Annotated in this window: 19 protein-coding genes, 1 pseudogene and 1 CRISPR repeat array; of the genes and pseudogenes, 14 read left to right on the forward strand and 6 right to left on the reverse strand. The window is 70.6% G+C overall.

Annotation, left to right across the window (positions count from 1 at the left end; translation table 11 throughout):
- The first annotated feature begins 182 nt into the window (after nucleotides 1–182).
- From casA to cas2e, 7 genes are all read left to right on the forward strand, one after another.
- A complete protein-coding gene (gene casA / locus ACTWP5_RS15660) occupies nucleotides 183–1,859 on the forward strand; it encodes a type I-E CRISPR-associated protein Cse1/CasA (RefSeq protein ID WP_443221555.1) in 1,677 nt (558 codons plus the stop codon).
- Nucleotides 1,859–2,446 (forward strand): type I-E CRISPR-associated protein Cse2/CasB, encoded by a 588-nt coding sequence (gene casB, locus ACTWP5_RS15665; RefSeq protein ID WP_443221556.1) that lies wholly within the window; start codon nucleotides 1,859–1,861, stop codon nucleotides 2,444–2,446. The genes casA and casB overlap by 1 nt, the downstream gene beginning before the upstream one ends.
- 66 nt (nucleotides 2,447–2,512) lie before the next feature.
- Nucleotides 2,513–3,670 (forward strand): type I-E CRISPR-associated protein Cas7/Cse4/CasC, encoded by a 1,158-nt coding sequence (gene cas7e / locus ACTWP5_RS15670; protein ID WP_443221557.1) that lies wholly within the window; start codon nucleotides 2,513–2,515, stop codon nucleotides 3,668–3,670.
- Complete coding sequence (gene cas5e, locus ACTWP5_RS15675; protein ID WP_443221558.1) at nucleotides 3,667–4,467, forward strand: type I-E CRISPR-associated protein Cas5/CasD; 801 nt, start codon at nucleotides 3,667–3,669, stop codon at nucleotides 4,465–4,467. Before cas7e ends, cas5e begins: the two co-directional genes overlap by 4 nt.
- Nucleotides 4,468–4,470: 3 nt before the next feature.
- Complete coding sequence (gene cas6e / locus ACTWP5_RS15680; RefSeq protein ID WP_443221559.1) at nucleotides 4,471–5,259, forward strand: type I-E CRISPR-associated protein Cas6/Cse3/CasE; 789 nt, start codon at nucleotides 4,471–4,473, stop codon at nucleotides 5,257–5,259.
- The gene (gene cas1e, locus ACTWP5_RS15685; RefSeq protein ID WP_443221560.1) at nucleotides 5,252–6,277 is read left to right on the forward strand and encodes a type I-E CRISPR-associated endonuclease Cas1e; all 1,026 of its coding nucleotides are present in this window, start codon (nucleotides 5,252–5,254) and stop codon (nucleotides 6,275–6,277) included. The genes cas6e and cas1e overlap by 8 nt, the downstream gene beginning before the upstream one ends.
- On the forward strand, nucleotides 6,274–6,552 hold the full coding sequence (gene cas2e, locus ACTWP5_RS15690; protein ID WP_443221561.1) for a type I-E CRISPR-associated endoribonuclease Cas2e: 279 nt from the start codon (nucleotides 6,274–6,276) through the stop codon (nucleotides 6,550–6,552). Before cas1e ends, cas2e begins: the two co-directional genes overlap by 4 nt.
- Before the next feature lie 18 nt (nucleotides 6,553–6,570).
- Nucleotides 6,571–9,906: a CRISPR direct-repeat array (repeat unit 28 nt; unit sequence GTCGTCCCCGCGCCTGCGGGGGTGTTCC).
- Between the two features lie 1,616 nt (nucleotides 9,907–11,522).
- Here the strand turns inward: cas2e and ACTWP5_RS15695 are convergent.
- The gene (locus ACTWP5_RS15695; RefSeq protein WP_443221562.1) at nucleotides 11,523–12,893 is read right to left on the reverse strand and encodes a tyrosine-type recombinase/integrase; all 1,371 of its coding nucleotides are present in this window, start codon (nucleotides 12,891–12,893) and stop codon (nucleotides 11,523–11,525) included.
- Between the two features lie 31 nt (nucleotides 12,894–12,924).
- Nucleotides 12,925–13,116 (reverse strand): helix-turn-helix transcriptional regulator, encoded by a 192-nt coding sequence (locus ACTWP5_RS15700; protein ID WP_443221563.1) that lies wholly within the window; start codon nucleotides 13,114–13,116, stop codon nucleotides 12,925–12,927.
- A gap of 293 nt (nucleotides 13,117–13,409) precedes the next feature.
- Here ACTWP5_RS15700 and ACTWP5_RS15705 point away from each other — a divergent pair, with 293 nt between their 5' ends.
- Nucleotides 13,410–14,399 (forward strand): hypothetical protein, encoded by a 990-nt coding sequence (locus ACTWP5_RS15705; RefSeq protein ID WP_443221564.1) that lies wholly within the window; start codon nucleotides 13,410–13,412, stop codon nucleotides 14,397–14,399.
- Between the two features lie 1,429 nt (nucleotides 14,400–15,828).
- Here ACTWP5_RS15705 and ACTWP5_RS15710 read toward each other — a convergent pair.
- Nucleotides 15,829–16,305 (reverse strand): hypothetical protein, encoded by a 477-nt coding sequence (locus ACTWP5_RS15710; RefSeq protein ID WP_443221565.1) that lies wholly within the window; start codon nucleotides 16,303–16,305, stop codon nucleotides 15,829–15,831.
- A gap of 32 nt (nucleotides 16,306–16,337) precedes the next feature.
- Between ACTWP5_RS15710 and ACTWP5_RS15715 the strand changes: the two are divergent.
- Nucleotides 16,338–16,616: pseudogene (locus ACTWP5_RS15715) on the forward strand (ATP-binding protein); the annotation flags it as partial.
- A gap of 57 nt (nucleotides 16,617–16,673) precedes the next feature.
- Here the strand turns inward: ACTWP5_RS15715 and ACTWP5_RS15720 are convergent.
- Nucleotides 16,674–16,970 (reverse strand): hypothetical protein, encoded by a 297-nt coding sequence (locus ACTWP5_RS15720; protein WP_443221566.1) that lies wholly within the window; start codon nucleotides 16,968–16,970, stop codon nucleotides 16,674–16,676.
- Nucleotides 16,971–17,281: 311 nt separating this feature from the next.
- Between ACTWP5_RS15720 and ACTWP5_RS15725 the strand changes: the two genes are divergently transcribed.
- Nucleotides 17,282–17,710, forward strand: a complete 429-nt coding sequence (locus ACTWP5_RS15725; RefSeq protein ID WP_443221567.1) for an NUDIX hydrolase — start codon at nucleotides 17,282–17,284, stop codon at nucleotides 17,708–17,710.
- Between the two features lie 102 nt (nucleotides 17,711–17,812).
- A complete protein-coding gene (locus ACTWP5_RS15730) occupies nucleotides 17,813–18,904 on the forward strand; it encodes a hypothetical protein (RefSeq protein ID WP_443221568.1) in 1,092 nt (363 codons plus the stop codon).
- A gap of 26 nt (nucleotides 18,905–18,930) precedes the next feature.
- Here the strand turns inward: ACTWP5_RS15730 and ACTWP5_RS15735 are convergent, their stop codons facing one another.
- Both ACTWP5_RS15735 and ACTWP5_RS15740 read right to left on the reverse strand, forming a co-directional pair.
- Nucleotides 18,931–19,422: an NUDIX domain-containing protein gene (locus ACTWP5_RS15735; RefSeq protein WP_443221569.1), complete on the reverse strand. Its 492-nt coding sequence runs from the start codon at nucleotides 19,420–19,422 to the stop codon at nucleotides 18,931–18,933.
- A 120-nt stretch (nucleotides 19,423–19,542) separates the two neighbouring features.
- Nucleotides 19,543–19,968: an ATP-binding protein gene (locus ACTWP5_RS15740; protein ID WP_443221570.1), complete on the reverse strand. Its 426-nt coding sequence runs from the start codon at nucleotides 19,966–19,968 to the stop codon at nucleotides 19,543–19,545.
- Between the two features lie 234 nt (nucleotides 19,969–20,202).
- Here ACTWP5_RS15740 and ACTWP5_RS15745 point away from each other — a divergent pair, with 234 nt between their 5' ends.
- From ACTWP5_RS15745 to ACTWP5_RS15755, 3 genes are all read left to right on the forward strand, one after another.
- Nucleotides 20,203–21,060, forward strand: coding sequence for a helix-turn-helix domain-containing protein (locus ACTWP5_RS15745; RefSeq protein ID WP_443221571.1), 858 nt, complete (start codon nucleotides 20,203–20,205; stop codon nucleotides 21,058–21,060).
- A 12-nt stretch (nucleotides 21,061–21,072) separates the two neighbouring features.
- Nucleotides 21,073–21,273, forward strand: a complete 201-nt coding sequence (locus ACTWP5_RS15750) for a DUF397 domain-containing protein (protein WP_443221572.1) — start codon at nucleotides 21,073–21,075, stop codon at nucleotides 21,271–21,273.
- Between the two features lie 265 nt (nucleotides 21,274–21,538).
- Nucleotides 21,539–22,783: a helix-turn-helix domain-containing protein gene (locus tag ACTWP5_RS15755; RefSeq protein WP_443221573.1), complete on the forward strand. Its 1,245-nt coding sequence runs from the start codon at nucleotides 21,539–21,541 to the stop codon at nucleotides 22,781–22,783.
- Nucleotides 22,784–22,810: the final 27 nt, after the last annotated feature.

Consider the following 22,810-nt stretch of genomic DNA (forward strand, 5'->3'; position numbering starts at 1 on the left):
GGGCAGCTTGTCCTCGGACGGGATTGTCAGTGCCGTGTGCGAGGCTCTGTCCCCGTTGGCGCGGAGGGGGCCGCGCCCGGCATCACCCGATCGAGTGACGTTTGCCAACCGCCGCTTGTCATAGGGATGTTGAGTTCTAAGATCTTCGCATAGGCCTATATAAGCCTCATTTGGGAGGAATCTTGGTCAATCTGGTGGATGACGATTGGCTGCCTATGCGGTGGGCTGAGGGTGAGGTGAGCCGGGTGTCACTGCGCACCGCCCTTACCCGGGCCGGGGAGCTGCGTGGACTGGCGGTCGAGCCGCCGACGATGCTGCCCGCCGTGCTACGCCAGGTGATCCTTCCGACCGTGTTCGCTGTCGTGGGTGCCCCTTGCTCCGGCGGGGAGTGGCGTGACTGGTTCTCCGCAGGGCAGTTCACCGGGCAGCGGCGTGAGGAACTGGACGCCTACCTGGACAAGCACGGCCATCGTTTCGAGCTGTTCGATCGGGAGCGCCCGTTCGGCCAGGTCGCAGGGCTTACGGCACTCAGTGGCGAGACCAAGCCGGTCTCACTGCTGGTGCCGTCAGTCGCGACGGGGAACAACGTGCCGCTGTACACACCGTTCACCGAGGCGCACGCGTTCTCCATGAAGCCGGCGGACGCCGCGATGTGGTTGATGCACGCGCAGTGCTGGGACACCGCGGCCATCAAGACGGGCGCCCGGAACGACCACCAGGCCAAGGCGGGGAAGACCACCGGAAATCCCACCGGTCCGCTTGGCCAGCTGGGCGTGATCGTGCCCGAGGGGAACACCTTCTACGAGACGCTGCTGCTGAACACACCCATCATCTGGGACCAGGCCCAGGCCCGATTCCCCGACGACCGGCCGTTCTGGGAGGCGGACGAGCCGCACGGACCATCGTGGAAGAAGCGAGTGCCGCACGGGCTGGTGGATGTGCTGACCTGGCAGTCCCGCCGAATTCGCCTCATCCCTGAGGAGACCACGGACGGCATTCGTGTCCGGCGTGTCCTGGTGTGCGCGGGCGACCGCATGGCCTCCCTGCCCGAGACCAGGTGGGAGCCCCATACCGCGTGGACCTACACCGCCAAACCGAAGAAGGGTCAGCCCTCCATGCGGCCGCGGCGGCACCGCCCCGGTCAGTACGCCTGGCAGGGACTCCCGTCTCTTCTGACGCTCCGGTGTGAGGACGGGAGTGATGGCCCGCGTACGAGTGAGCAGCTTCTGCAGATCGGCGAGTTGCAGGCACGGGGAGAACTGCCAGAGGACTACCTGGTACGGGTAGGTACCTTCGGCCTGGTCTACGGCAACCAGTCCGCCGTTGTCGAGGACTCCCTCGCCGACGTTCTGCCATTGCCAACCGCCGCGTTGGTAGCCGACTCACGAGTGAGGGACGTCGTGGTGGAGGCCGCAGAGCAGGCCGACGGGGTAGCTCAGGCCCTCAACCGGCTCTCGGCAGATCTCCGCCGTGCCGAGGCCGGTGACCCGCTGCCCTGGGACAAGGGACAGCGGCCCGGGCTGACCTTCCTCCACCTCGCGGATTCCCCGATGCGCCGCCTGCTGCACGGCCTGCGGCACGCCGCCGCCGACGAGGAACGGATCGAGGCCGGCATGACCGCCTGGGAACACCTCCTCAGGAGACTCGCGTGGGACGTGGCCGACGACCTGCTGTCCGCCGCCTCCCCCGCGACCTTCTCCGGGCGGGAGCGCGACGGGAGAACGTACCGCGCCGCCACCGCCCGCGAGCGCCTCCGCAAGACGCTTGAGGAGATCCTCTTCCGCGCCTCCGAAGCACCCGGCACCGACAACGGCGACCCCGGTAGTCCGGGCGAAGACGACGAGGGAGACGACGACTGATGAGCACCAATACGCCCACACACTGGGGCGAGTGGTTCTGGGAAACCTTCGACCCCAGCGACCGATACGCCGGGCGGGATGTTGCCGCGCTCTCCAGAGGCGTCGGCCGTGAGGCCGGCGACGTGCCAGAGATGTGGCGGTACTACCGGTCCATCGTGACGCAGTACACCCCCAGCTCCCGCCGCCTCGGAGCCGAGCACGCCGCACTTGCGCTGTTCGCCGTCCACCAGCAGTCCCAGCCCCGACGGATGCACAAGGAGGGGATCAGCCTCGGAAGCGCTGCGCGGCGGCTGCGGCTCTCCGAACGGTTCAGCGCGGAGGCGGTGGACCGCCGGATGCACCAGACCGCCACCGCCACCAGTACCGAGGAGCTCGTCTCCCACCTGCGCGGCCTGGTCACGCTGCTGCGAGGGATCTCCCAGCCACTGGACTACACCCGGCTACGGCGGGACATCGAACGGTGGCACCGCGCCGACCTGCGGACGTGGACCCGCTCCCAGTGGGGCGGCGACTACTTCGACTGGCGTGCCACCCAGCGGACTGGTGACGCCGACAGTTCCGCCCTGGCACCCGACGGCGAACCGTAGGGACGCATCGGCACCCAGCGCGAACAAGCGACCCACGAAACCACCGACCCCAGAAACGGAAGTTCAGTGACCCGCCCTCTCTACATCGACGTGCACATCCTCCAGAACGTCCCCCCTTCCAATCTCAACCGCGACGACGCAGGTAGCCCCAAGCACGCCCAGTTCGGTGGCGCCCGCCGGGCACGAGTCTCCTCCCAGGCGTGGAAGCGCGCGACCCGCCTCACGTACGCGGGCGGGCTGCCGGAGGCCGACCAGGCCACCCGTACCAAGAAGGTCGCAGCGCTGCTGACCGAACGTCTCCAGGAGCGCGAGGAGTTGGGACAGGAGGACGCCGCCCGCCTGGCCACGGCTCTGCTGGGGCCGCTGGGGATCACCATGTCCCGCACGAAGAGCGAAGAGACCTCCTACCTTCTCTTCTTCGGCCGTCGCCAGCTGGACGCCATCGCCGACCTGATCGGCGGCGAGGCCCGAGAGCTGCTGTCCAAGGAGGACAAGGACCTCGCCGACAGCGTCGCCAAGCTGGAGATCGAGGCTGAGCTGATGCGTTCCCACCCGGACGAGGTGGCGCTGTTCGGGCGAATGGTCGCCAACCGGCCCGAGATCAACGTTGACGCCGCTGTTCAGGTCGCCCACGCACTGTCGACCCACCCGGTGCATTCGGAGTTCGACTACTACACGGCCGTGGACGACGAGAACACCAAGGCCCAGACGGGCGCGGGCATGATCGGCACCATCGAGTTCAACTCCGCCACCCTGTACCGCTACGCCACCGTCGGCCTGCACCAGCTCCATGCGAACCTCGGGGACAGCGACGCCAACGCCGAGGACACCGCCGCGGCTGCCGAACGCTTCATCGAGGCATTCGCCAAGTCCATGCCCACCGGGCACCAGAACTCCTTCGCCCACCGCACACTGCCCTTCGCGATGGTGGTGGCGCTCCGGGCGGACCAACCAGTCAATCTCATCTCCGCCTTCGAACAGCCCATCCACGGCACGAACGGACTGGCCAGTGCCTCGGCCGCCCGCCTCGCCGCCGAGGCACGCACCACCAGCGAAACCTGGGGCAGCGCCCCCCTGAAGACCCTCGCCTGTTATCCGACCCTCGACGAGAAGACCAACAAGCAGTTGGGCGAGGCGTTCGGCACCAGCGTGCCGTTCCCCAAGCTGACGGCGCAGGTGCGCGCTGCCGCACTGTCCTGGCTGGCGAACGGCGCGCTGTCGTGACACCGCGAGAGTCCGTTCTCCTGCTCCAGCTGGCCGGCCCGTTGCAGTCCTGGGGCGTCCGCTCGAAGTTCAACCGCCGCGACACCGCCTCTGAGCCGACGAAATCAGGCATCGTCGGCCTGTTGGCCGCTGCCCTCGGCCGGCAACGCGACGAGTCCGTCGACGACCTCGCGGCGCTCCGCCTAGCGGTACGCGCCGACCAGCCCGGCAGCCTGCTGCGCGACTACCACACCGTGGCCGACTATCGCGGAAAGCCGCTGCTGGCCGCCCAGGTCAACAAGAAGGGTCAGCAGAAGCCGACCTCCCCCGCCAAGTGGACGCAGGTCACCCAGCGCTTCTATCTGCAGGACGCCGTCTTCCTCGCTGCGCTCCAGGGTCCGAGGGAGTTCCTGGAGCGGCTGGACCAAGCGATCCGCACTCCGTCTTTTCCCCTCGCGCTGGGGCGGCGGTCATGCCCACCCAGCCGCCCCGTCGCACTCGGGCTGCACTCCGGCCACGCTCTGGAGGACGCTCTGCTTCAGGTGCCCTGGCTGGTCGGGCCATCGGCCATCAGGGCGTACGCCCGGAAGGCGTCGGCCCCCGAACGCATTGACCTCGCGGCCACCATCGACGACCCGGACGGGGAGGAGACGACCACCGACGTGCCGGTCTCCTTCGACCCGCCACACCGTGGCTTCAGGGCCCGCACCGTGCGCCGCATCTCCGTCGCCGTCCCCACGGGGCTCGACCCCCGGCCACCGTCCGATCCAGACCGGGGCCGACCGCCCCACGACCCGTTTGCCCTCCTCGGCTGGTGAACCATGTCCTATCTCTCCTTGATCCGTATCAACCCGCGCCGTCCCCACGCCATCCGCCTGCTGGGCAACCCCCATCTCCTCCACGGCGCCGTGCTGGCCGGCTTTCCAGACCCCGTCGCCGAGCGCGTCCTGTGGCGGCTGGATGCGGACGACCCTCGACGCCCTCGCCTCCTCGTGCTCACCCAGCACACCCGCCCCGACTGGACCCACCTCGTCGAACAGGCCGGCTGGCCCACAGCTGACGGCGACCACTTCATGGTCCGCGAATACGCACCGCTGCTTGACAGCCTCGCCGTTGGACAGCAGTACGCCTTCCGCCTTCACGCCAGCACCGTGCAGAACACCTCCCGCCCCGAGAAACCCACGCCTGCGCAGGAAGCGCGGCGAGGGGCCGCCGCCAAGTCCGGCACCCGCCTGCGCGGCTTCCGTCTCGGCCACCGCACCGCCGCTGCCCAACTCGCCTGGCTGCTGAAGAAGGCCGAGAGGACCGGCTTCACCATCCCTTCCGTTCGCAGTAACGCCCCTACTGGCCCAGCTCCTGGACTCGACCTGCCCGATGACAGCACCCAGGCTCCGGACGTGGCCCTCATCCACCGCGACATCCGCCGCTTCCGGAAGAAGAACGACGGGCCGCAGGTCACCCTCACCACCGCGACGTTCGAAGGGCGTCTGCGAGTCGTCGACCCGACGGCACTGCGAGCCGCGCTCGTCGCCGGCATCGGGCCGGCCAAGGCATACGGCTGTGGCCTGCTCACCCTCGCCCCGTTGCCCAAGGAGGCCGACCATGGCTGAACCCTGGTGGCGCACCGGACCGCGGGATCTGCACCGCATGGACGACCGGATCTCCAGCCTCTACGTGGAACGTTGCCACGTAGACCGCGACGAGAACGCCGTCGTCTTAGTCAATCGCGAACGCACCGTCCGCGTACCCGCTGCCTACCTCGCTGTCATCCTTCTCGGTCCGGGAACCCGCATCACCCATGCCGCGGTCGCACTGCTCGGTGACTCCGGCACCGCTGTGTGCTGGGTCGGCGAGCACGGAGTCCGCCTCTACGCCTCCGGCCTGGGGTCCTCCCGCGGCTCCCAGCTCATCCTTCGCCAGGCCCACCTCGTCACCCGGCCCCACGAGCGCCTCAACGTCGCTCGCCGCATGTACGGCATGCGATTCCCCGGCGAAAAGACCGAGGGCCTGACCATGCAACAACTCCGGGGCAGGGAGGGCGCCCGTGTCCGCCGCTGCTATCAACAACACGCCCGCCGCACCGGCGTCCCCTGGACCAAACGCGACTACCGGCCCGGCGAGCCATTCGCCACCGGCGACGACGTCAACCGACTCCTGTCAGCCGCCAACTCCGCGCTCTACGGCATCTGCCACGCCGTCATCACCGGCATCGGCGCGAGCCCCGCCCTCGGCTTCGTCCACACCGGCAACGCCATCTCCTTCGTACTCGACATCGCCGACCTCTACAAGGCCGAATACACCATCCCGCTCGCCTTCGACCTCACCGCCCAAGGCCGCACCGACGAACGAGACGCCCGCCTCGCCCTCCGCGACGCGGTCACCCAGACCAAACTCCTATCGCGCATCGTCAACGACACCGTCCAACTCCTCATCCCCGATGGCGCCGACCTCATCGAGCAGGACGTCAACGCCCTGTGGGACGACGGGGACCGCGTCGTCTCCGGCGGCACCAACTGGGGCTCCGCCATCTTCGACACCGAGAACCACGCCAGCATCGTCGGCCCCGAGCTCGAAGACCCGAAACCTCCCACGCCCCCCAGCCCGGACGACCCCCAGGACCCAACATGACCGTCGTCGTCCTCATCGCAGCCCCCGAAGGACTCCGCGGCCACGTCACCCGCTGGATGGTCGAAGTCGCAGCCGGTATCTTCGTCGGGACCCCCAACCGACGCGTCCGTGACCGCCTCTGGACCACCCTCTCCGACCGCATCGGAGACGGCCAGGCCGTCATGATCGAACCGGCCGCCACGGAGCAACGCTGGTCCACCCGCACCGCTGGTCGCGACCGCTGGTATCCCGTCGACTTCGACGGACTGATGCTAATGGCCCGCCCGCGCCGATAGACCCCCAGCTCAGCAAGTGTCGTCCCCGCGCCTGCGGGGGTGTTCCGCGCTCGAGGCGTTCCTCGACGGCGTACGGAACGTCGTCCCCGCGCCTGCGGGGGTGTTCCCGACCACGAGGGGGCCGTTTGAGCCCGTGCCGGGTCGTCCCCGCGCCTGCGGGGGTGTTCCCCACCGGCTGCGACCGCATCAGCCCCGGCTGCGGTCGTCCCCGCGCCTGCGGGGGTGTTCCGTCCTGCTCCTGGGCCTCGCGCTGGCCGCTCGGGTCGTCCCCGCGCCTGCGGGGGTGTTCCCGTCGCGGGGTGCGGCAGCTCCGGCTCCGTCTCGTCGTCCCCGCGCCTGCGGGGGTGTTCCGCCCCTTCCGTCTCCCCTTCCCTCTCCCCTACCGTCGTCCCCGCGCCTGCGGGGGTGTTCCGCGGGCCGACAGCTCCCGGTAGGAGGGAGGCGGGTCGTCCCCGCGCCTGCGGGGGTGTTCCCTCGACGCCGACGCCATCACCGCCCGTGCCGAGGTCGTCCCCGCGCCTGCGGGGGTGTTCCGGACGGCACCGCGACCGCGTGCCCCGGCCCGGAGTCGTCCCCGCGCCTGCGGGGGTGTTCCGCCCCATAGCGCGCCGTGGGTGCAGATATGCGCGTCGTCCCCGCGCCTGCGGGGGTGTTCCGACCGAACGCGTCGACCAGCCCACGCCCGAGGCGTCGTCCCCGCGCCTGCGGGGGTGTTCCCATGACGGTGTCCTGGCTGGGCAAGGAAGACTCGTCGTCCCCGCGCCTGCGGGGGTGTTCCGGCCCAGGACCTGCCCGTTGTTGTGCTGCTCCCGTCGTCCCCGCGCCTGCGGGGGTGTTCCGGGAGTGCCCGGAGTCCATATCTATAATGACCCGTCGTCCCCGCGCCTGCGGGGGTGTTCCGCGGCCGGGAAGCGGCTCGGTCGCCCGGCCGCGGTCGTCCCCGCGCCTGCGGGGGTGTTCCTGCCGGCGGCTAGCTCCTCCGGGTCGGACATATGTCGTCCCCGCGCCTGCGGGGGTGTTCCTCCATGCCCCGTGACGTCCGCTCCTGCTTCTGCGTCGTCCCCGCGCCTGCGGGGGTGTTCCTCGGTAGCGGATGTGGACCGCACATCCGCTACCGTCGTCCCCGCGCCTGCGGGGGTGTTCCGCTCGGCGAGCTCGTCGTCGCAGAGGAGGGATCGTCGTCCCCGCGCCTGCGGGGGTGTTCCGCTCCCGGCGTCGCTGGCATGACGCCGGCCCTAGTCGTCCCCGCGCCTGCGGGGGTGTTCCGGTGGACCTGAGCAAGATCCCGTGGGACGTGGTGTCGTCCCCGCGCCTGCGGGGGTGTTCCTACCGGGTTCACGCGGCTCCACTGGGCGGAGGGGTCGTCCCCGCGCCTGCGGGGGTGTTCCAGGTCAGCAGGACCATCCTGCGCGCGGACGACGGTCGTCCCCGCGCCTGCGGGGGTGTTCCGTCCAGCTCAGCCAGCGTGCGGGTCATCCGGGCGTCGTCCCCGCGCCTGCGGGGGTGTTCCCCGCCAGTGAGCCCAGTGACCGGGTGGCGAACGGTCGTCCCCGCGCCTGCGGGGGTGTTCCGGTCCGTGAGGAGGCGGATTCCGATGCTTCCCTGTCGTCCCCGCGCCTGCGGGGGTGTTCCGCCCTCGACGCGCGGGCCGACGAGGACGCCGGCGTCGTCCCCGCGCCTGCGGGGGTGTTCCCCCCCTCTGACCAGCACGAACCAGCGGACACTAGTCGTCCCCGCGCCTGCGGGGGTGTTCCCCCGAGAGGGCCCTCAAGGGCCAGGTGGAGGGGGTCGTCCCCGCGCCTGCGGGGGTGTTCCCATGCCCGGCAACGGCGGCGCGGACGGGGAGGGGTCGTCCCCGCGCCTGCGGGGTGTTCCCTGAGGGCTCGACGGGCTCGCCCGCCTGGAGGCGTCGTCCCCGCGCCTGCGGGGGTGTTCCCCGAGGGGAACCTCCGCCTGGGCCACATCGCCGGTCGTCCCCGCGCCTGCGGGGGTGTTCCCGCCACCCCCACCGAGGCGCAGCTCACCCAGGCGTCGTCCCCGCGCCTGCGGGGGTGTTCCACCGGACCGCCACCGGTCACAAACGCCCCCGCCGTCGTCCCCGCGCCTGCGGGGGTGTTCCCACCGGGGCATCAGCCGGAGCCCCCACCGCACCGTCGTCCCCGCGCCTGCGGGGGTGTTCCGCTCTTCAAGGATCGACTGGCCGAGGAGCAGGCGTCGTCCCCGCGCCTGCGGGGGTGTTCCTTCCTTGTCGGTGTCGTCGGGCTCGGGGCAGTAGTCGTCCCCGCGCCTGCGGGGGTGTTCCCCGTACGGGGCCTGGCCGTGATGCCCGCCCGACGTCGTCCCCGCGCCTGCGGGGGTGTTCCCTCGTACTCGACGCCGCGCCGCTGCTCGGCGCGGTCGTCCCCGCGCCTGCGGGGTGTTCCGTCGCTCGCGGCCTCCAGCTCGGCGACCGTGGGGTCGTCCCCGCGCCTGCGGGGGTGTTCCCATCGACGTGGTGGTGGACCTGCTGCCGGTGTCGTCGTCCCCGCGCCTGCGGGGGTGTTCCCCTCCAGGCGAGCGCGTGCTTCGGCGTCGACGAGTCGTCCCCGCGCCTGCGGGGGTGTTCCCGGCGCGGGGGGTGACCCCGTACGCCTGCGCCAGTCGTCCCCGCGCCTGCGGGGGTGTTCCCGAGGAACGGCCCGGACGGGCCCGAGACGGGCGGTCGTCCCCGCGCCTGCGGGGGTGTTCCGGCCAGGTGGAACAGGGTTCGCAGAGATGGCGGGTCGTCCCCGCGCCTGCGGGGGTGTTCCGAAGGCCCGCCGTGTGCTGGCGCTCGCGCCTGCGTCGTCCCCGCGCCTGCGGGGGTGTTCCTCTGGACCGGCTCCGCGTGGTTGGACATCACCGGTCGTCCCCGCGCCTGCGGGGGTGTTCCGTGCACGACGCAGTCGTCCTCGTCAGCGAGGACGTCGTCCCCGCGCCTGCGGGGTGTTCCGCGGCGGTACTCGTCGACCACCTCGGCGGCGCCGTCGTCCCCGCGCCTGCGGGCGTGTTCCATCAGGCGCCTCCGCGAGCAGGCTGGCTTGGCGGTCGTCCCCGCGCCTGCAGGGTTGTTCCCCAGCCAGTTGACCCACCACGTGGGGCACGCGCGTCATCCCCGCGCCTGCGGGGGTGTTCCCGGGTGCGGACCGCGCCGCCCTCAAGCGCGACCGTCGTCCCCGCGCCTGCGGGGGTGTTCCCTGCCCAGATCGTGACGGTCACCGTCGAGCAGGTCGTCCCCGCGCCCGCGGGGGTCGTCCCCGCCGCCGGGGTGTTCCGTGAATGGAATAGTGCGCCGCCGAGGTGTGCTCGTCGGCCCCGCGCCCGCAGGGGTGCTCCGACCGGTGGGGTCGGTCAGTTGGGCCCGTCATGGTGTCGTCCCCACACCCGCGGAAGGCGCTCCGGACGCCGCCCGGGCCGCCGGACTCGACCTCACCGTCGTCCCCGCATCCACGGGGATGGCCCCCTGCTTCGCGCCGAACTCGACGCGCGACGCGTCGGCCCCGCAGATACGGGGACGAGAATGTGCGACCAACGCGTCGTCCCTTCCGACACGCTGTCCGCCGCCGGGGTCTCTTGGTCCGGATGCGGGGACCTTGGGGTGGTCAAGGCCAAGCTATCCCCGCCGTCGTAAACCTTCCCTGGTATGTCGCCCCCGGGTGTGCCCCGAGAGCGCGCCGTGCGCTGCGCGGTGAAAGGAACGCGCAGGTCAGGCACGCTGCGCCAGTCGGCTAGCCGGCCCGCTGTAAATCTGCCGGCTCAGCCTTCCCAGGTTCGAATCCTGGCGCCGCCACCCCAGTGGAAACGGCCTCTGACCTGCATCAACGCGGTCGGGGGCCGCTTCGTTTTTCTCGAACACCCCCCGCGCCCCAATGTCCCGATATGCCCAATTTGCTTCCCCGTGTTTCGCCTGCTGACCAGCGCGTGTGGGGTATTCGTGGACAGAAACGCGGCGCTGCGAGGCGTCGGGAGCTTCCCGCCACTCCCCGCCAGGTGGCCGTCGGGCTTCCCGTACCTCGGCGCCGGACATGAGCCACCGGCCAGGGTCGCGCAGCTCCTCGTCGTTGATCCACCCCTATTGCCAGGGCCGGCACGCGCCACCCTCCGAGGCGAGAATCAGCAACGTGCCGTTGAGGGTGGATGACGCCCCGTCTACGTCCGCCCGGTCACCGTCGCGGAGGCCGCGTTGCGAACCCTCCAGGGTGGATGACGACTCCGCAGGATCGCCGGCGCCCTCGGTGTAAATCCAGCGTTGCGAACCCTCCAGGGTGGATGACGACGGAGGACATCCACTGTCCGCCCGAGCGGCGGTAGCGTTGCGAACCCTCCAGGGTGGATGACGACCGGCTGCCCGCGCGTGGCGGTGGGCGCCCGAGCTGCAGTTGCGAACCCTCCAGGGTGGATGACGACGGGACACGTCATGATCAGCACGGATTTCGCGTCCGTGTTGCGAACCCTCCAGGGTGGATGACGACCCGTTCTGGGGAACGCCTCCATTGACGCCACGTGGGTAGTGTTGCGAACCCTCCAGGGTGGATGACGACACGTACCCCAGGGAGGACATCGTCTGGCGGCACTAGTTGCGAACCCTCCAGGGTGGATGACGACCCGACGGTAAAGTCCCAGGTCATGGTGTCCCAGGTGGCGGAATCGTCTCCATAATCTGCAGCAGTCGGGCGGTAATGCAAAGCCGCAGGTCAGAGCGTCAGCCGAGCAGGAGCCAGAATCCACGCCAGCGCACGCCCGCGCCACCTGGCTACAGGATGCCGCACGGACTGTCGAAGGAACGGCCGAGGGTGGTAGATCGCTCGCGCCCAACGAGCACCGGCCTGACGGCAACCACACCGCGTGCAGCGTGGCGCCGTGCCGGCAAGTCAGCTCGGTGGCGAAGCGTCGGCGTCCCTCGGCCAGCGCGGTATGGGGCATCGTGGACGGAAACCGGCAGCATCCCGGCCTCAGCCCCGCTGCCTCAACCGCGCGGAGATCCTGGCGTTCGCGGCGTCGTCGCTGTCGTTGATGAACTTCGCGTAGACCCGGAACAACACCGCGACGCTGTGTCCCGCGCGTCTGGCGACCGTCTGTGGGTCCACACCGGAGGCCAGCCACCACGACACGGCGGCGTGTCGCAGGTCGTACGGCCGCTGCGCCAGCGGCGAGTCCGCCTCCCGTGGTGACAGCACCGCGCGCCGGGCCCGCGCCCACACCTCGCCGTAGCCGCTCTCCTGGACCAGCCCACCCCGTGACGTTCGGAAGAGCCGACCGTCCGGCGCCGTCCCGTAGGCCTCCAGGTGCCACCGCAACAGGCTCACCAACTCGGGCGGGATCGGCACCACTCTCGCAGCCTTCCGCGACCGCTTCTTCAGACCACGCCGGTCGTGCGCCTCCCCGCTGTCCGTCCACGCGCTCCCCGCCCGGGGACGTGTCTCCTGGAGCCGCAGCACGCCCCACCCTCGACGAGGCAGGCTCTGACAGGACGCCCGCTGGAGCGGGATGATCTCCGCCGGCCGGCTGGCGGCATAAAGCATGCAGCCGAAGAACGCCACCAGCCGCCGCCCCCGCGATCCCTGCCCCCGGACGCCTTCCAGCAACTTCGCCGCGAGTTCAGGGCTCGGCACCGACGCCGGATCGACCTCCTCCTCCACCGGCTCGGGCAACGTCCAGCTGACCCGCGCGATGGGATTCTCCGCCAGCAGGTCCGCGTCCACGGCGTGAACCAGGGCGTTGTGGAAGATCGCACGCTTGCGACGGATCGACGTGGCGGCGGCCGTCGTTCCGTCCAGCCTCCTGGTGAGCCCGTCCAGCGCCCGCCGCACGACCATCCGGTCGGCCAGCGCCGATGTCGGCAACGCCTTCTGCTCGAACCACGCCAAGGCCGCCGCCACCTCCGGCGGCGGTTCCTCCGACCATCGGTTCCTGTTGAACGCCCAGCCGTAGAGCGCGGTCCGGACGGTTCGCGGGTCGGCCATGCCCTTGGTGTCCGTCACGAGTACGGGCGTCACGGTGGCCATGGCCTCCGCCAACGTTCGACGGGTCGAGGCGGGCGACCTGTCCCATTTCATCTCGATGTAGTTCCGCGCGTGCTGATACCAGCTGACGTCCTTCAGCAGCCGCAACTCGGACAGCGGCAGCCCGCTTGCCTCGTCGAAGGCCTCACCGCGCCGGAGGGCCACCAGCAGCTCCGCCCGACGGTTGTCGGCGAGCGTCTTCGTACGGAACGTCTCCGAGTGGGGGGTCTGCCCCACCTTCCAGCGCAGCTCGGCGGAGCTCTGACGAACGCCGGCTCGCTGCCGGATCGACCAGATCCGGACATCGAACGTGTGAGCCAAGACGGCAGCCTCTCCCTCGTGAGGATCGTGATCAGGCGGCCGTCTCGACGGCCAGGCCGTCCAGCCAGGCGTCGAGGTCGCTGCGGCGGACGCGGATGTGCCCGTTGGGCAGCTTGTGGAGACGCGGCGCCTGTCCCCGGGCTCGCATGCGGTAGAAGGCCGCTCGGCTCACGCCGATCGTGTCGAGAACATCGGAGAGCTTCAGCAACTCCTCGCGCTTCACGGTGACTTCCCTCGATTCGGGGCGCGGGCGAACGCCCGCCAGTCGCCCGGCGACTGGGGCAGACCCGACACCATCTGCAATCCCTACGTTTGTTTATGGACTTTACCCGAAGCGACTGATTCACTGCACTAAGTGAAAACACGTGTTTACGAGGCTCTGGCAGGGCGGAGCGGCAGTGCGCCCTCCCACCCGAGCCCTGGTCCCCACGTGCGACCGGGGCGAACTCCGCGCCGCGAGCGGCGGACCGCCTCGATGCACGAGCCAGCCGAAGCCTCAGCTCGGCGGATGATCCGATGAGCCGCTACGGTCGCATCGAGCGCGGACACATGGCCGCGGACCGCTTCACCCAGGTCTCCAACCAGCTGGCCCGCGACAAGCGGCTGAGCCGCAGGGCACGGGGCCTGTTCCTGGAGATCTCCTCCCACCGCGACGGCTACGGCCTGACGGTCGAGTCCCTCGTGCGATCCGGACCGGAGGGGCGCGAGGCCATCATGTCCGGGCTGCGGGAGCTGGAGCGGTACGGCTATCTCGCACGGCACCAGGAGCGCGACGAGCGCGGCCGCATGGGCACGGCCGTCTACCGCATCACCGACTCCCCCCGACGAGCCGGGTCCGCCACGCCACCGACCCCGCAAGCTCGCACGTCACGACCGTCGTCGGAAATCCCGACGACGGACGAACCGGCGTCGGTCGCCCCGAGCCCTCAGAAGACCAACAGCAAGAAGACCAACCACCAGAAGACCGACGCGCCCCCTCCCTCCCTCTCCCGCCCAGCCGCGCGCGCACGCGAGCGGGAACGGAGGCCGACCGAGCCCTCCAGCGCCGGCACGTCGCTCCTCCTGGAGATCGGGTCAGACGACTCCCGCCTCGCCATCGGCGGTCAGGCCCTGAGCCGTCAGGGAGAACGGCTCGACGCGCTGCTCGCCACCGGCTGGGACCCGCTCGCGTTGCGCGCCGCCCTCACCGGCGGCCTCCCAGCAACCATCAACCACCCCGCCGCCTTCCTCGCCCGCCGCATCACCCACATCCCGGATGCGCCGACGCCCCCGCCCCAGCCCGCCAGCGCATCGTCGCGCAGCGAGACCTACACCCCTCCGCCCTTCGGCCGCCACATCGCGACGCCGCCCCTACCCGAGTGCGACGACTGCGGTGTCCCACCCGTCCCGGGACACCGCCGCTGCGCGGCCTGCATGGGCTGGCCCTACTGCCCCACCTGCCGCAGTCGTCGTGTCTTTCCCACAGGCAACAGCCTCTGCGGAGCATGCGACGGAACTACACGATGAGGACACTCACCCGCGAACCAAACGATCAAATCGCGCTCGTCTGATGACACCGCCGCCCAGCCCATGGATGGACGTGGAAGCTAAGGTCTCGCTCACTGCGAAACGCATCCGACCAGCGGCAATGCCCGACGACTGGCGCTGCTGACTCGACCGTCGCGGGGCCACGATCTGCTGCGGTGGTTCGGCGTTGGAACTGCTCGACTCGTCCGCAGCGGCAAGGCGACAGCAGGATGCGGTTCTGCGAAGGGCACTCACGGCCGGCCTCGGTGGCCCGTATCCGCTCCCCACGGCGCAGGGGCGGTCACCACTTTGCCGAAGCATCGCGAACTCGGCCCGGTCAGTGGACTTGCCCAGGACGAAGCGCCGTGACCACGCCAGCCACGCAATGCCCCTTTCACAGCAGGTCGGGCTCCTCACCCAGCTTCCCGGCCACCGGCCAGACGGCGCCGCCACCAGAGGTCGGAGCGCCACTGCCGATGCGTGGCGAACGGATCCGGGAGCGTGCGCTTGGCGTATGTGGCATCCAGGACGCGCACTCGGCGTTCGAGCTCGGTGCGGGGCCTGGGAGGCAACTGCCGCATGACCTCGTCAAGCACGTCGCGAGCATGCCGCACGTCGTCGAAAGAACAGCCGCGGCACGAACACTCAGCGTCCTGCGGGTAAAGGGGGCGTCGTCCGGGTGGTTGCAGGAACGCTCGATACCGCCGCAGCGCACGGTCGGTACCGCCAGGGTAGACGTGGTAGTCGCTGGAGAGCCTCTCTACTTGATCTATCGCGAGGCTGGTTCGTGCAGAGAGGCCGTGGATCCGGTCTGGAGGCAAGCTCCACGCGACACGGCGAGACTGTTCAGCGCGCAGAGCGCCTGGCCGCTTACGCGGCATCGGCCTTTCGGTTCGTGAACATGAGCACCATCATGCCAGCAACTACGGTCCGCAGACGGCGAGGAAACAGGATCACGGTGGCGCCGTGCCAGTGCTGGTCTGGTTGGCGAGTGTGCTGGCAAGAGTCGTTCGGGCGGTGTCGAGCGCGACGTTGAGGTGGGCGGGGATGTTGCGGACGCCGAGACCGCAGACAGAGACGAGATCGGCGAAGCCGTGGGCCTGGAGTGTGGGCGGCGGAGACGGCGCTGGTCGCGGCCCCGCTGCCGTCGCGCTTGGTGACCAGGGCACTGTCGGCGGCGTACACGCGTTCCAGCGGCTCGCCGGGCGCGAACAGGTGGCGTGGCAGCGTGCGGAACGCGTCCGCGATCGGGCTGCTGCGGATCGTGCCCGACGCGCGCAACGCGGCGACCATGGCGTCGCGCAGGCTGTCCGCGCCCGGCGTCTCGTCGGTGGTGCTGGGAGGAGCGTCAGATGGTGGCGTCACGTGGCTGCCTGTCCGGGAGTCGGTGATGGGGGGAGGTGGGGAGGCGGGAGCGCCGGAGGTCTGGTCAGCGGCATGACGACGGCAACGGGACGTCCGCGCTGTCGTCGCGGACCGGCGTCGAGGCCGCGCCCGCGGGCGCGAAGCCGTGGGGCAGCGGGAAGCGGGGCATGCCCAACGCGCGGTAGCAGAGGCGGTCGCCGTCGAAACGGGCCCGTGCGTGGAGCCACCGGTGGTTGTCCAGGAGGTACCCCTGCCCGGCCGTCAACGCCAGCGGCTGCCGGTGGCGAGCGATGGCCGCGCGGAGCGAAGCGACGTGGGGCTCGGTGAGCGGGTTCCACCGGACGAGGTCGTCCTGCCGCAGTCGCAGCGTGACGCGTTTCTCCGCCGAGAAGGCGAAGACGGGCGCGAAGACACCGTCGGCGCCGCCGAAGAACGCCGCGCGAGGGTCGGCGAACGCGGCTGCGGCGTTGGGCCGCTGGCGCGCCAGGTCCGCGTGGACGTCCCGACCGTCGGTCAGGTGGATCAGTGGCGCCTTGCCCACCTGCCGCCGGACACCAGGCCGCTGCCCTCGGTGACCCCCTACTCATCGACGAGCTCGGCTACATGGAACTGGACCGGCACGGGGCCGAACTGCTCTTCCAGGTGCTGACCGAGCGCGAGGAGAAGAACAGCGTCGCCATCGCCTCCAACGAATCCTTCGGGGGGTGGACGAAGACGTTCACCGACCCCCGCCTCTGCGCGGCCATCGTGGACCGCCTGACCTTCAACGGCACGATCATCGAGACCGGCACCGACTCCTACCGGCTCGCCTCCACCCGGGCCCGGGCCGAACAACCAGCCACGGTCGTCTGACGGCTGTCCTTCAACCCGCCACCCTTCGCGGGTGGCGGGGTGCCGACCTGCCGATTGTCACTGGTCGAAGGCACCGTTCTGCTCCAAGCCATCCATGAACTGCTCATGCTCCCGCAGCTCACGCCCTCTGCCCGGGCTCGTCAGAACGATGGTCTTCGCCTCCGCGAGCGACGTCGGATCCGCCCCCAGCAGTTCACGCGTGATCACCACCGCATCAAGCACCTCGACCCGCCGTTCACACAGCAGCCGTTGCACGGCAACCATCCCGTCATTCCCTGCCAACAGCGGCCGGCACTCGTCGACGAGCGCTTCAAGGCGGGCCGTCCTCTCCGGGCTCAGCCCTCTGATCGCCATCGCGCTGTTCCTTCCCTCGCGGATCCGAACTCCCCCGGATCATCCCGGACGCTCGAACATCAGACTGCCTTCTTTTCTCGTGAACATCAGCAGGCCAGTGGATCACCAACTGCCTCCCAGACTGCCGAACAAACGCTGCCGCTTGAAGTGAACGAAGCCACACTGTCCGTATGCGGCGCTGGTCCGGTAAGCGACAGACTGTCGACTCGGGCATGTCGCCCACTTCGGCGTTCTCGCTCGTGGTGGGTGGTAGGTTCCGAAGCCGTTTCGCCGCGCATGCCCGCACCCCGACGAGGACCGCCGAGGACGCCATGACCTACACGCCTCCCACCTGGCCCGTCTCCGTCAAGGGCGTCGCGCTCGACGCGCGGCGGCGCGTGGTGCTGCTGAGGAACGAGCGCGAGGAGTGGGAACTCCCGGGCGGCCGGCTCGAAGCCGCGGACGCCAGCCCCGAGCACACGGTGGAACGGGAACTGCGCGAGGAGACCGGCTGGGAGGTCACGGCGGGCCCGCTCATCGACGGAGGAGTCTGGGTCTACGAGCCGATCCCGGGCCGACGGGTCCTGATCGTCACCTACGGCTGCACGGTCCTGACGCCCGAGGCCACGCCCGTCGTCAGCCACGAGCACAAGCAGGTCGGGCTGTTCACCGTTGACCAGGTCGACGCCCTGACCATGCCCGCCGGCTACAAGAAGACGATCCACACCTGGTACGGCCACGTCCCTGAGAGGACGGCGTAGCTGACCATGTCCGGGCCCTGTCCCCCGCCCTCGCGCACGCCCGCGCCACCGCCGTTGGCCCGGCGCAGTCAGTGGCACTGGGCGACGCCGCAGGCTCAGGCGGTGCTGGCGCGCGGCGATCTCGGGGTGATCCTGCGCTTCTACCGCACCGTCCACGGCATGAACCAGACCGCCCTCAGCGACCTCCTCGGCTACGACAAGACCACCATCTCGGCTCTCGAACTCGGCAAACGGTCCGTGAACGACGTCGCGTCCAGGCGACGGATCGCAGCCCTCCTGCGCCTGCCGGCCCACGTCCTGGGAGTGACCGACTCCTCCGACGCCGACCACCACGCCCTGCTCCAGTTCGGCGAGTCGGCCGTCCGTCTCGCCGAGATGGCCCGCCAGTCCGGGCACGCCTCCGAGGCCGTCGCCGAGCTGTGGCCGCTCGTGGCCCGCCTGGAGGCCCGCCTTCAGGACGGCCACGTCGAACGCGGAACGCTGCGCCTTCTCGCCCGAGCCCGCGTCGGCCTGGGCGTCGCCCTCGGGAACGTCCTGCCCGAGGAACGGCTGCCGACCGCGGCGCGCTGGACGTCCAGAGCGCTGCAGATCGCCCGTCACTTCCACGATCCCGGCTTCACCTCCTACGTGCTGCGCATGCACGGCAACGAACTCCGCAAGGCGGGCCTGCGCGGCGCCGCCGTGGAACGGCTCCGGCGTGCCGCCGCGTTGGCTCCCGACCGCGACGGCCGCGCCGCCGTGCTGCCACTGCTCGCCCGCGCGGCCGGCGAGGCCCGACGCGGCGACCTGTTCGACGCCGTCACCCGGGAGACCGGCAGGCTCCTGGACGACACGGACCACACCTCGCTGTTCAACCCCTACTCCCTGCACGAGATCCGGCTGCGAGGGCTGGTCGCGACCGATCGCGTCAGCGCCGCGGTGCGCCTCGCGGAGGACGGCCCGCCACCATCGACGACCGCCGCCCCGCAGTGGCGTGTCATCGCCTCGGTCACGGCCGGCCGCGTCCGTCTCCTGGCCGGCGACCGTGGCAGAGCCGCCGCGACGCTGCGCCAGGCCGTCGACGAGGCGCACCGTCAGCGTCTCCCCCACCAGATCCAGCGTGTCCTGCGCACCACCGGCGATGGCCGGCTCCCCGACGTTCGCGAACGCGCCGAGCACGCGTTGGCCCAGCTGCGCGCGGAGATGGCGGCCTGACCCGCCTCCCCGGCGCGCGGCCGGGGCTACGAGGCGAGGCGCGACCAGCCACGGGGCTCACCGCAGAGGTAGCGGACGGGCGCGCCGTACGCGGTGTCGAGGGCGCGCTGGATCCGCCAGGCGGCGCTGGGCGACACGAGGGCACGAATGTCGTCGGGGCGGGCCCAGCGGTGGGCGGCGAAGTCGGCGGCGAGGCTGACGGGGCCGCGCGCCAGGCCGCCGTCGAAGACGTAACTGGTGTTCTCGGGAGCCCGGCCGCGGCCCGGCGTCTGGTGGACCACCAGGAGCCGACTCGGCAGGATCCGAAGCCCGGTCTGGTCGAGCACCACGTGTTGGCAGGCGATGGGGACGAGGTCGCCGCCCTCGGTCCTGCCGCCCGGGAGGTCCCACCGTTCGGAGGGATGGGTCGGCAGTCGCTTCTCCAGGAGCAGCACCTCGGCGCTGTGGTTGCGGATGAGCGCGTATCCGGCGAGGCCGCGAGGGGGCGGCGGGCGGAAGCAGATCGTCGTGTCCGACACGGTTTCGGGGTCCTTCGGTCCTTAGGTTCTGTGCGGTGCTGGGAATGTGCGGCGATGCGGGGTGGAGGTGGGGGTGCTGCGTCCCTGCCCTCCGGCGGGGTCTCGTTCCGCGCCGGGGTCTCAGCCGGCTCCTCGGTTGAGCTCGGCCCACACCCGCTTGCCCACGGCCGTCCGGTCGGTGCCCCACCGGACCGCAAGGGCCTCGACGAGGAGCAGCCCTCGCCAACAGGTGTCGGCGGCCGTGGGCTTCCGGGGAACGGGCCGGGTGAGGGAGGAGTCGTCCACGGCGACGCGCACCGTGTCCTGGTCGCGGCGGATGACCGTGACGGTTATGGAGGCGCCGGTCGTGTGCTGCACGGCGTTGGTCACCAGCTCGGAGGCCACCAGCATCGCCGCGTCCGCGAGGTCGTCCAGGTCCCAGTCGCTCAGTGCGTGGCGGAGGACGGCGCGGGCTATGCCGACGTTCCGGGCCGCACGCGGGAGGGTGACGGCGTATTCGAGGTCGGGCTGCCGGGTGGGGCTCGTCGCGGCGGTCGTCAAGGTCATGGGAACCCCTTGGTGGTTCGGGGGTGCGACGAGCAGGAGTATTGCGATGAGCCGCTCATGATGCGACGCTCACTGTGGAACTGTCCGCATGAGCCGCCCGCACACGTGAACGGGCGTCCCTCGGGTCCGTGCCGGCGTGTAACGTCCTGCTGGCCGCCCGGTGGTGGCCGAGGACGAGGGCGGCCGAGAACGAACCGGTCGAGAACGAGCAGGCCACCGTGAAGGGGGCGCACAGTGGCGGAGGGGCCGATCACCCGCCGACGGCAGTTGGGCCTTCGCCTGCGCGCGTTGCGCGAGGGGACCGGCCTGTCCGCCAGGGAGGCCGGCGAGCGTGCCGGCGTCTCCAAGGCGACCGTCTCCCGCTACGAGGGCGGCAAGGGCACGGTGAGGTGGAACCAGGTCGACCAGCTGTGCCGCGTGTACGGCGTCTTGGACGACGTCCGCGAGGAGCTCGTCGGTCTGGCGAAGAACTCCGCGCCCACCGAGGGCTGGTGGGTCCCGGCACTCGGCGAACTGTCCGGTGAGCTCGGCGACCTCATCCTGCTGGAGAACGAGGCGCGCCGCATCGAGCAGCTGGCCATAACGGTCGTCCCCGGGCTGCTGCAGACGCGGGACTACGCGGCCGCCCTGCCTTCCGCCCCGCAACAGGCGCTCTCCGAGGAGGCGCTCGACCGGCTCCTCGACACCCGCATGCAGCGCCAGAGCGTGGTGAGGGGCCCGGAGGCACCCGAGTACCGCGTGATCCTCGACGAGTCGGTGCTGCGACGAGCCGTGGGCAGCCCGGACACCATGGCCGGGCAGCTCGACAGCCTGCTGGAGCGCGGACGGGAGCCCCACGTCACGATCCAGGTCCTGCCGTTCGCCGCCGGCGCGTACGCGGTGACCGCCAACAACTTCATCTACCTCAGCGGGCACGAGCCCGCCCTCGACGTGGTCTACGTGGAGACCACCACCGGCGCGCTCTTCCACGAGAAGCCCGAGGAGCGCGCCCCCTACAGCAGTGCCTTCGCCTACCTCAGCGAGCAGGCGCTGGACCCGGACTCCTCGGCACGGCTGATAGCCGAGGTTCGCAGGACGCACCAGAAGACGTAGCAGGGACATCACGTGGACGAAGAGCTCAACTGGTTCAAGAGCAGCTACAGCGCCAGCCCGACCCAGGACTGCGTCGAGACGGCCCTCCTCGCGGAGGGCGTGGCGGTTCGGGACTCGAAGGACCCCGGCGGGCCGAGCTTCCGGCTGACGAAGGCTGCCTGGTTGAGCTTCACGGGAGGGCTCAGGAGCGGGGCGTTCAACGATCTCGGGTGAGCTGACAGGCCACGAGGCCAGGGTCCGGTGCGCACGCTCAGGCTCTCCCCGTCCCCGTCCCTGTGCCGTCGGCCGGCCCTGACCCATCCCCGCGGTCTCACCCACGTGGGCTCGCCCACGTGACGACGAACAGTGTCCAGATTCGTGAGCATCCAAGGAGTGGGAGCCATGCGACTCACGCGAGACGACGCTGATCCTGCGGAGGATGCGGACAACGCCGGCGCGCCCGCCGTTGTCCGCATCAGGGGCGCACGGAGGTGAACAGGTGCCGCAGCGGCCGAAGCCCCTCGACGACTCCGCATCCATGCTCGCCTGGTGGGGCCGTGAGCTCCGCAACTGGCGTGAGGTCCGGCGCCTCTCCCAGGAGGAGCTGGGTACGAAGGTCAACGTCAGCGGCTCCTACATCGCCAAGTTCGAGAAGGCGCAGCGGCGCTGCCCGGACGGTCTCGTCGGCCGGCTGGACGACGCGCTGACAGCCGGTGGCGCCCTCGTCCGCCTGTGGCGGCGCGTCAGGGAGGACGAGGAGCACCCGGTCGCTGATGCGGACAGGCCCCTGCGTGTCGGAACGCCACACCCGGCTGCCACTGTCCCCGCCACGCCGTTCCGGGTCGGCTCCGCCGACATCGAGCTGGTGCGCTCCGCCGCCCGCGAGCTCGACGCCATCGACCAACGCTTCGGGGGCGACGTCGTACGTCGCTCCGCGCAGGCTCACCTGCGGTGGCTGCGCCAACTGATCGACTGTGGGTCCTACGACGCGCGGCTTGCGTGGGACCTCCACGCGGCGGCCGGGTCGCTCACCGTCAACCTCGGGTGGTACTCCTACGACGCCGGCCGCCAGACCGAGGCGCGGGCGCTGTTCGCCGAAGGGCTCAACACCGCCCTGCTGCTCGACGACTCCGCCCTCGTCTGCCGCACGCTGAGCGTCATGGCCCGGCAGGCCGTTGACCTGAACAAGGGACGCGAGGCCGTGCTCTTCTGCCAACGGGCCCGGTCCCACATGACCAGCTGGCGCGCCACTCCGCGGGCCCGCTCGGTCCTGGCCGTCCGAGAGGCCCAGGGCCACGCCAGCCTCGGCGACTCCCGCGCCTGCGAGGCGTCCCTCCACCATGCCCGGCGCGAGTGGGAACGCGGCCCGAGCCCGGACGATCCCGACTGGACCCACTTCCTGAACCAGGCCGAGCTGACCTGCCTGGAAGGCATGTGCCGCATCGACCTGGGCCAGTCGGCTCGCGCCCAGCGCCTGCTGGTCCACTCGGCAAGGATGCAGGACGCCGCCCACAACCGAAACAGAGGCATGTGCCTGGTCCGGCTTGCCGTAGCCGCCCTGCACAACGGCGAACTGGACCACGCCGTCGCCGCCACCCGCCAGACCCTGGCCTTGATCGAATCCGGTGTCGGCTCAACCCGCACCATCCAGCAGCTGAAGACAGCACAGAAGGCCATGACCCCTCACCGCTCCATCCGCGACGTCAGGGACCTGCTCGACCAGATCAGCATCCACGTCGGGTAAGAGCTCCTCACACGAACAGCGGAACGC

The sequence above is a fragment of the Streptomyces sp. 4N509B genome (assembly GCF_052245655.1).
Classification (GTDB): domain Bacteria; phylum Actinomycetota; class Actinomycetes; order Streptomycetales; family Streptomycetaceae; genus Streptomyces.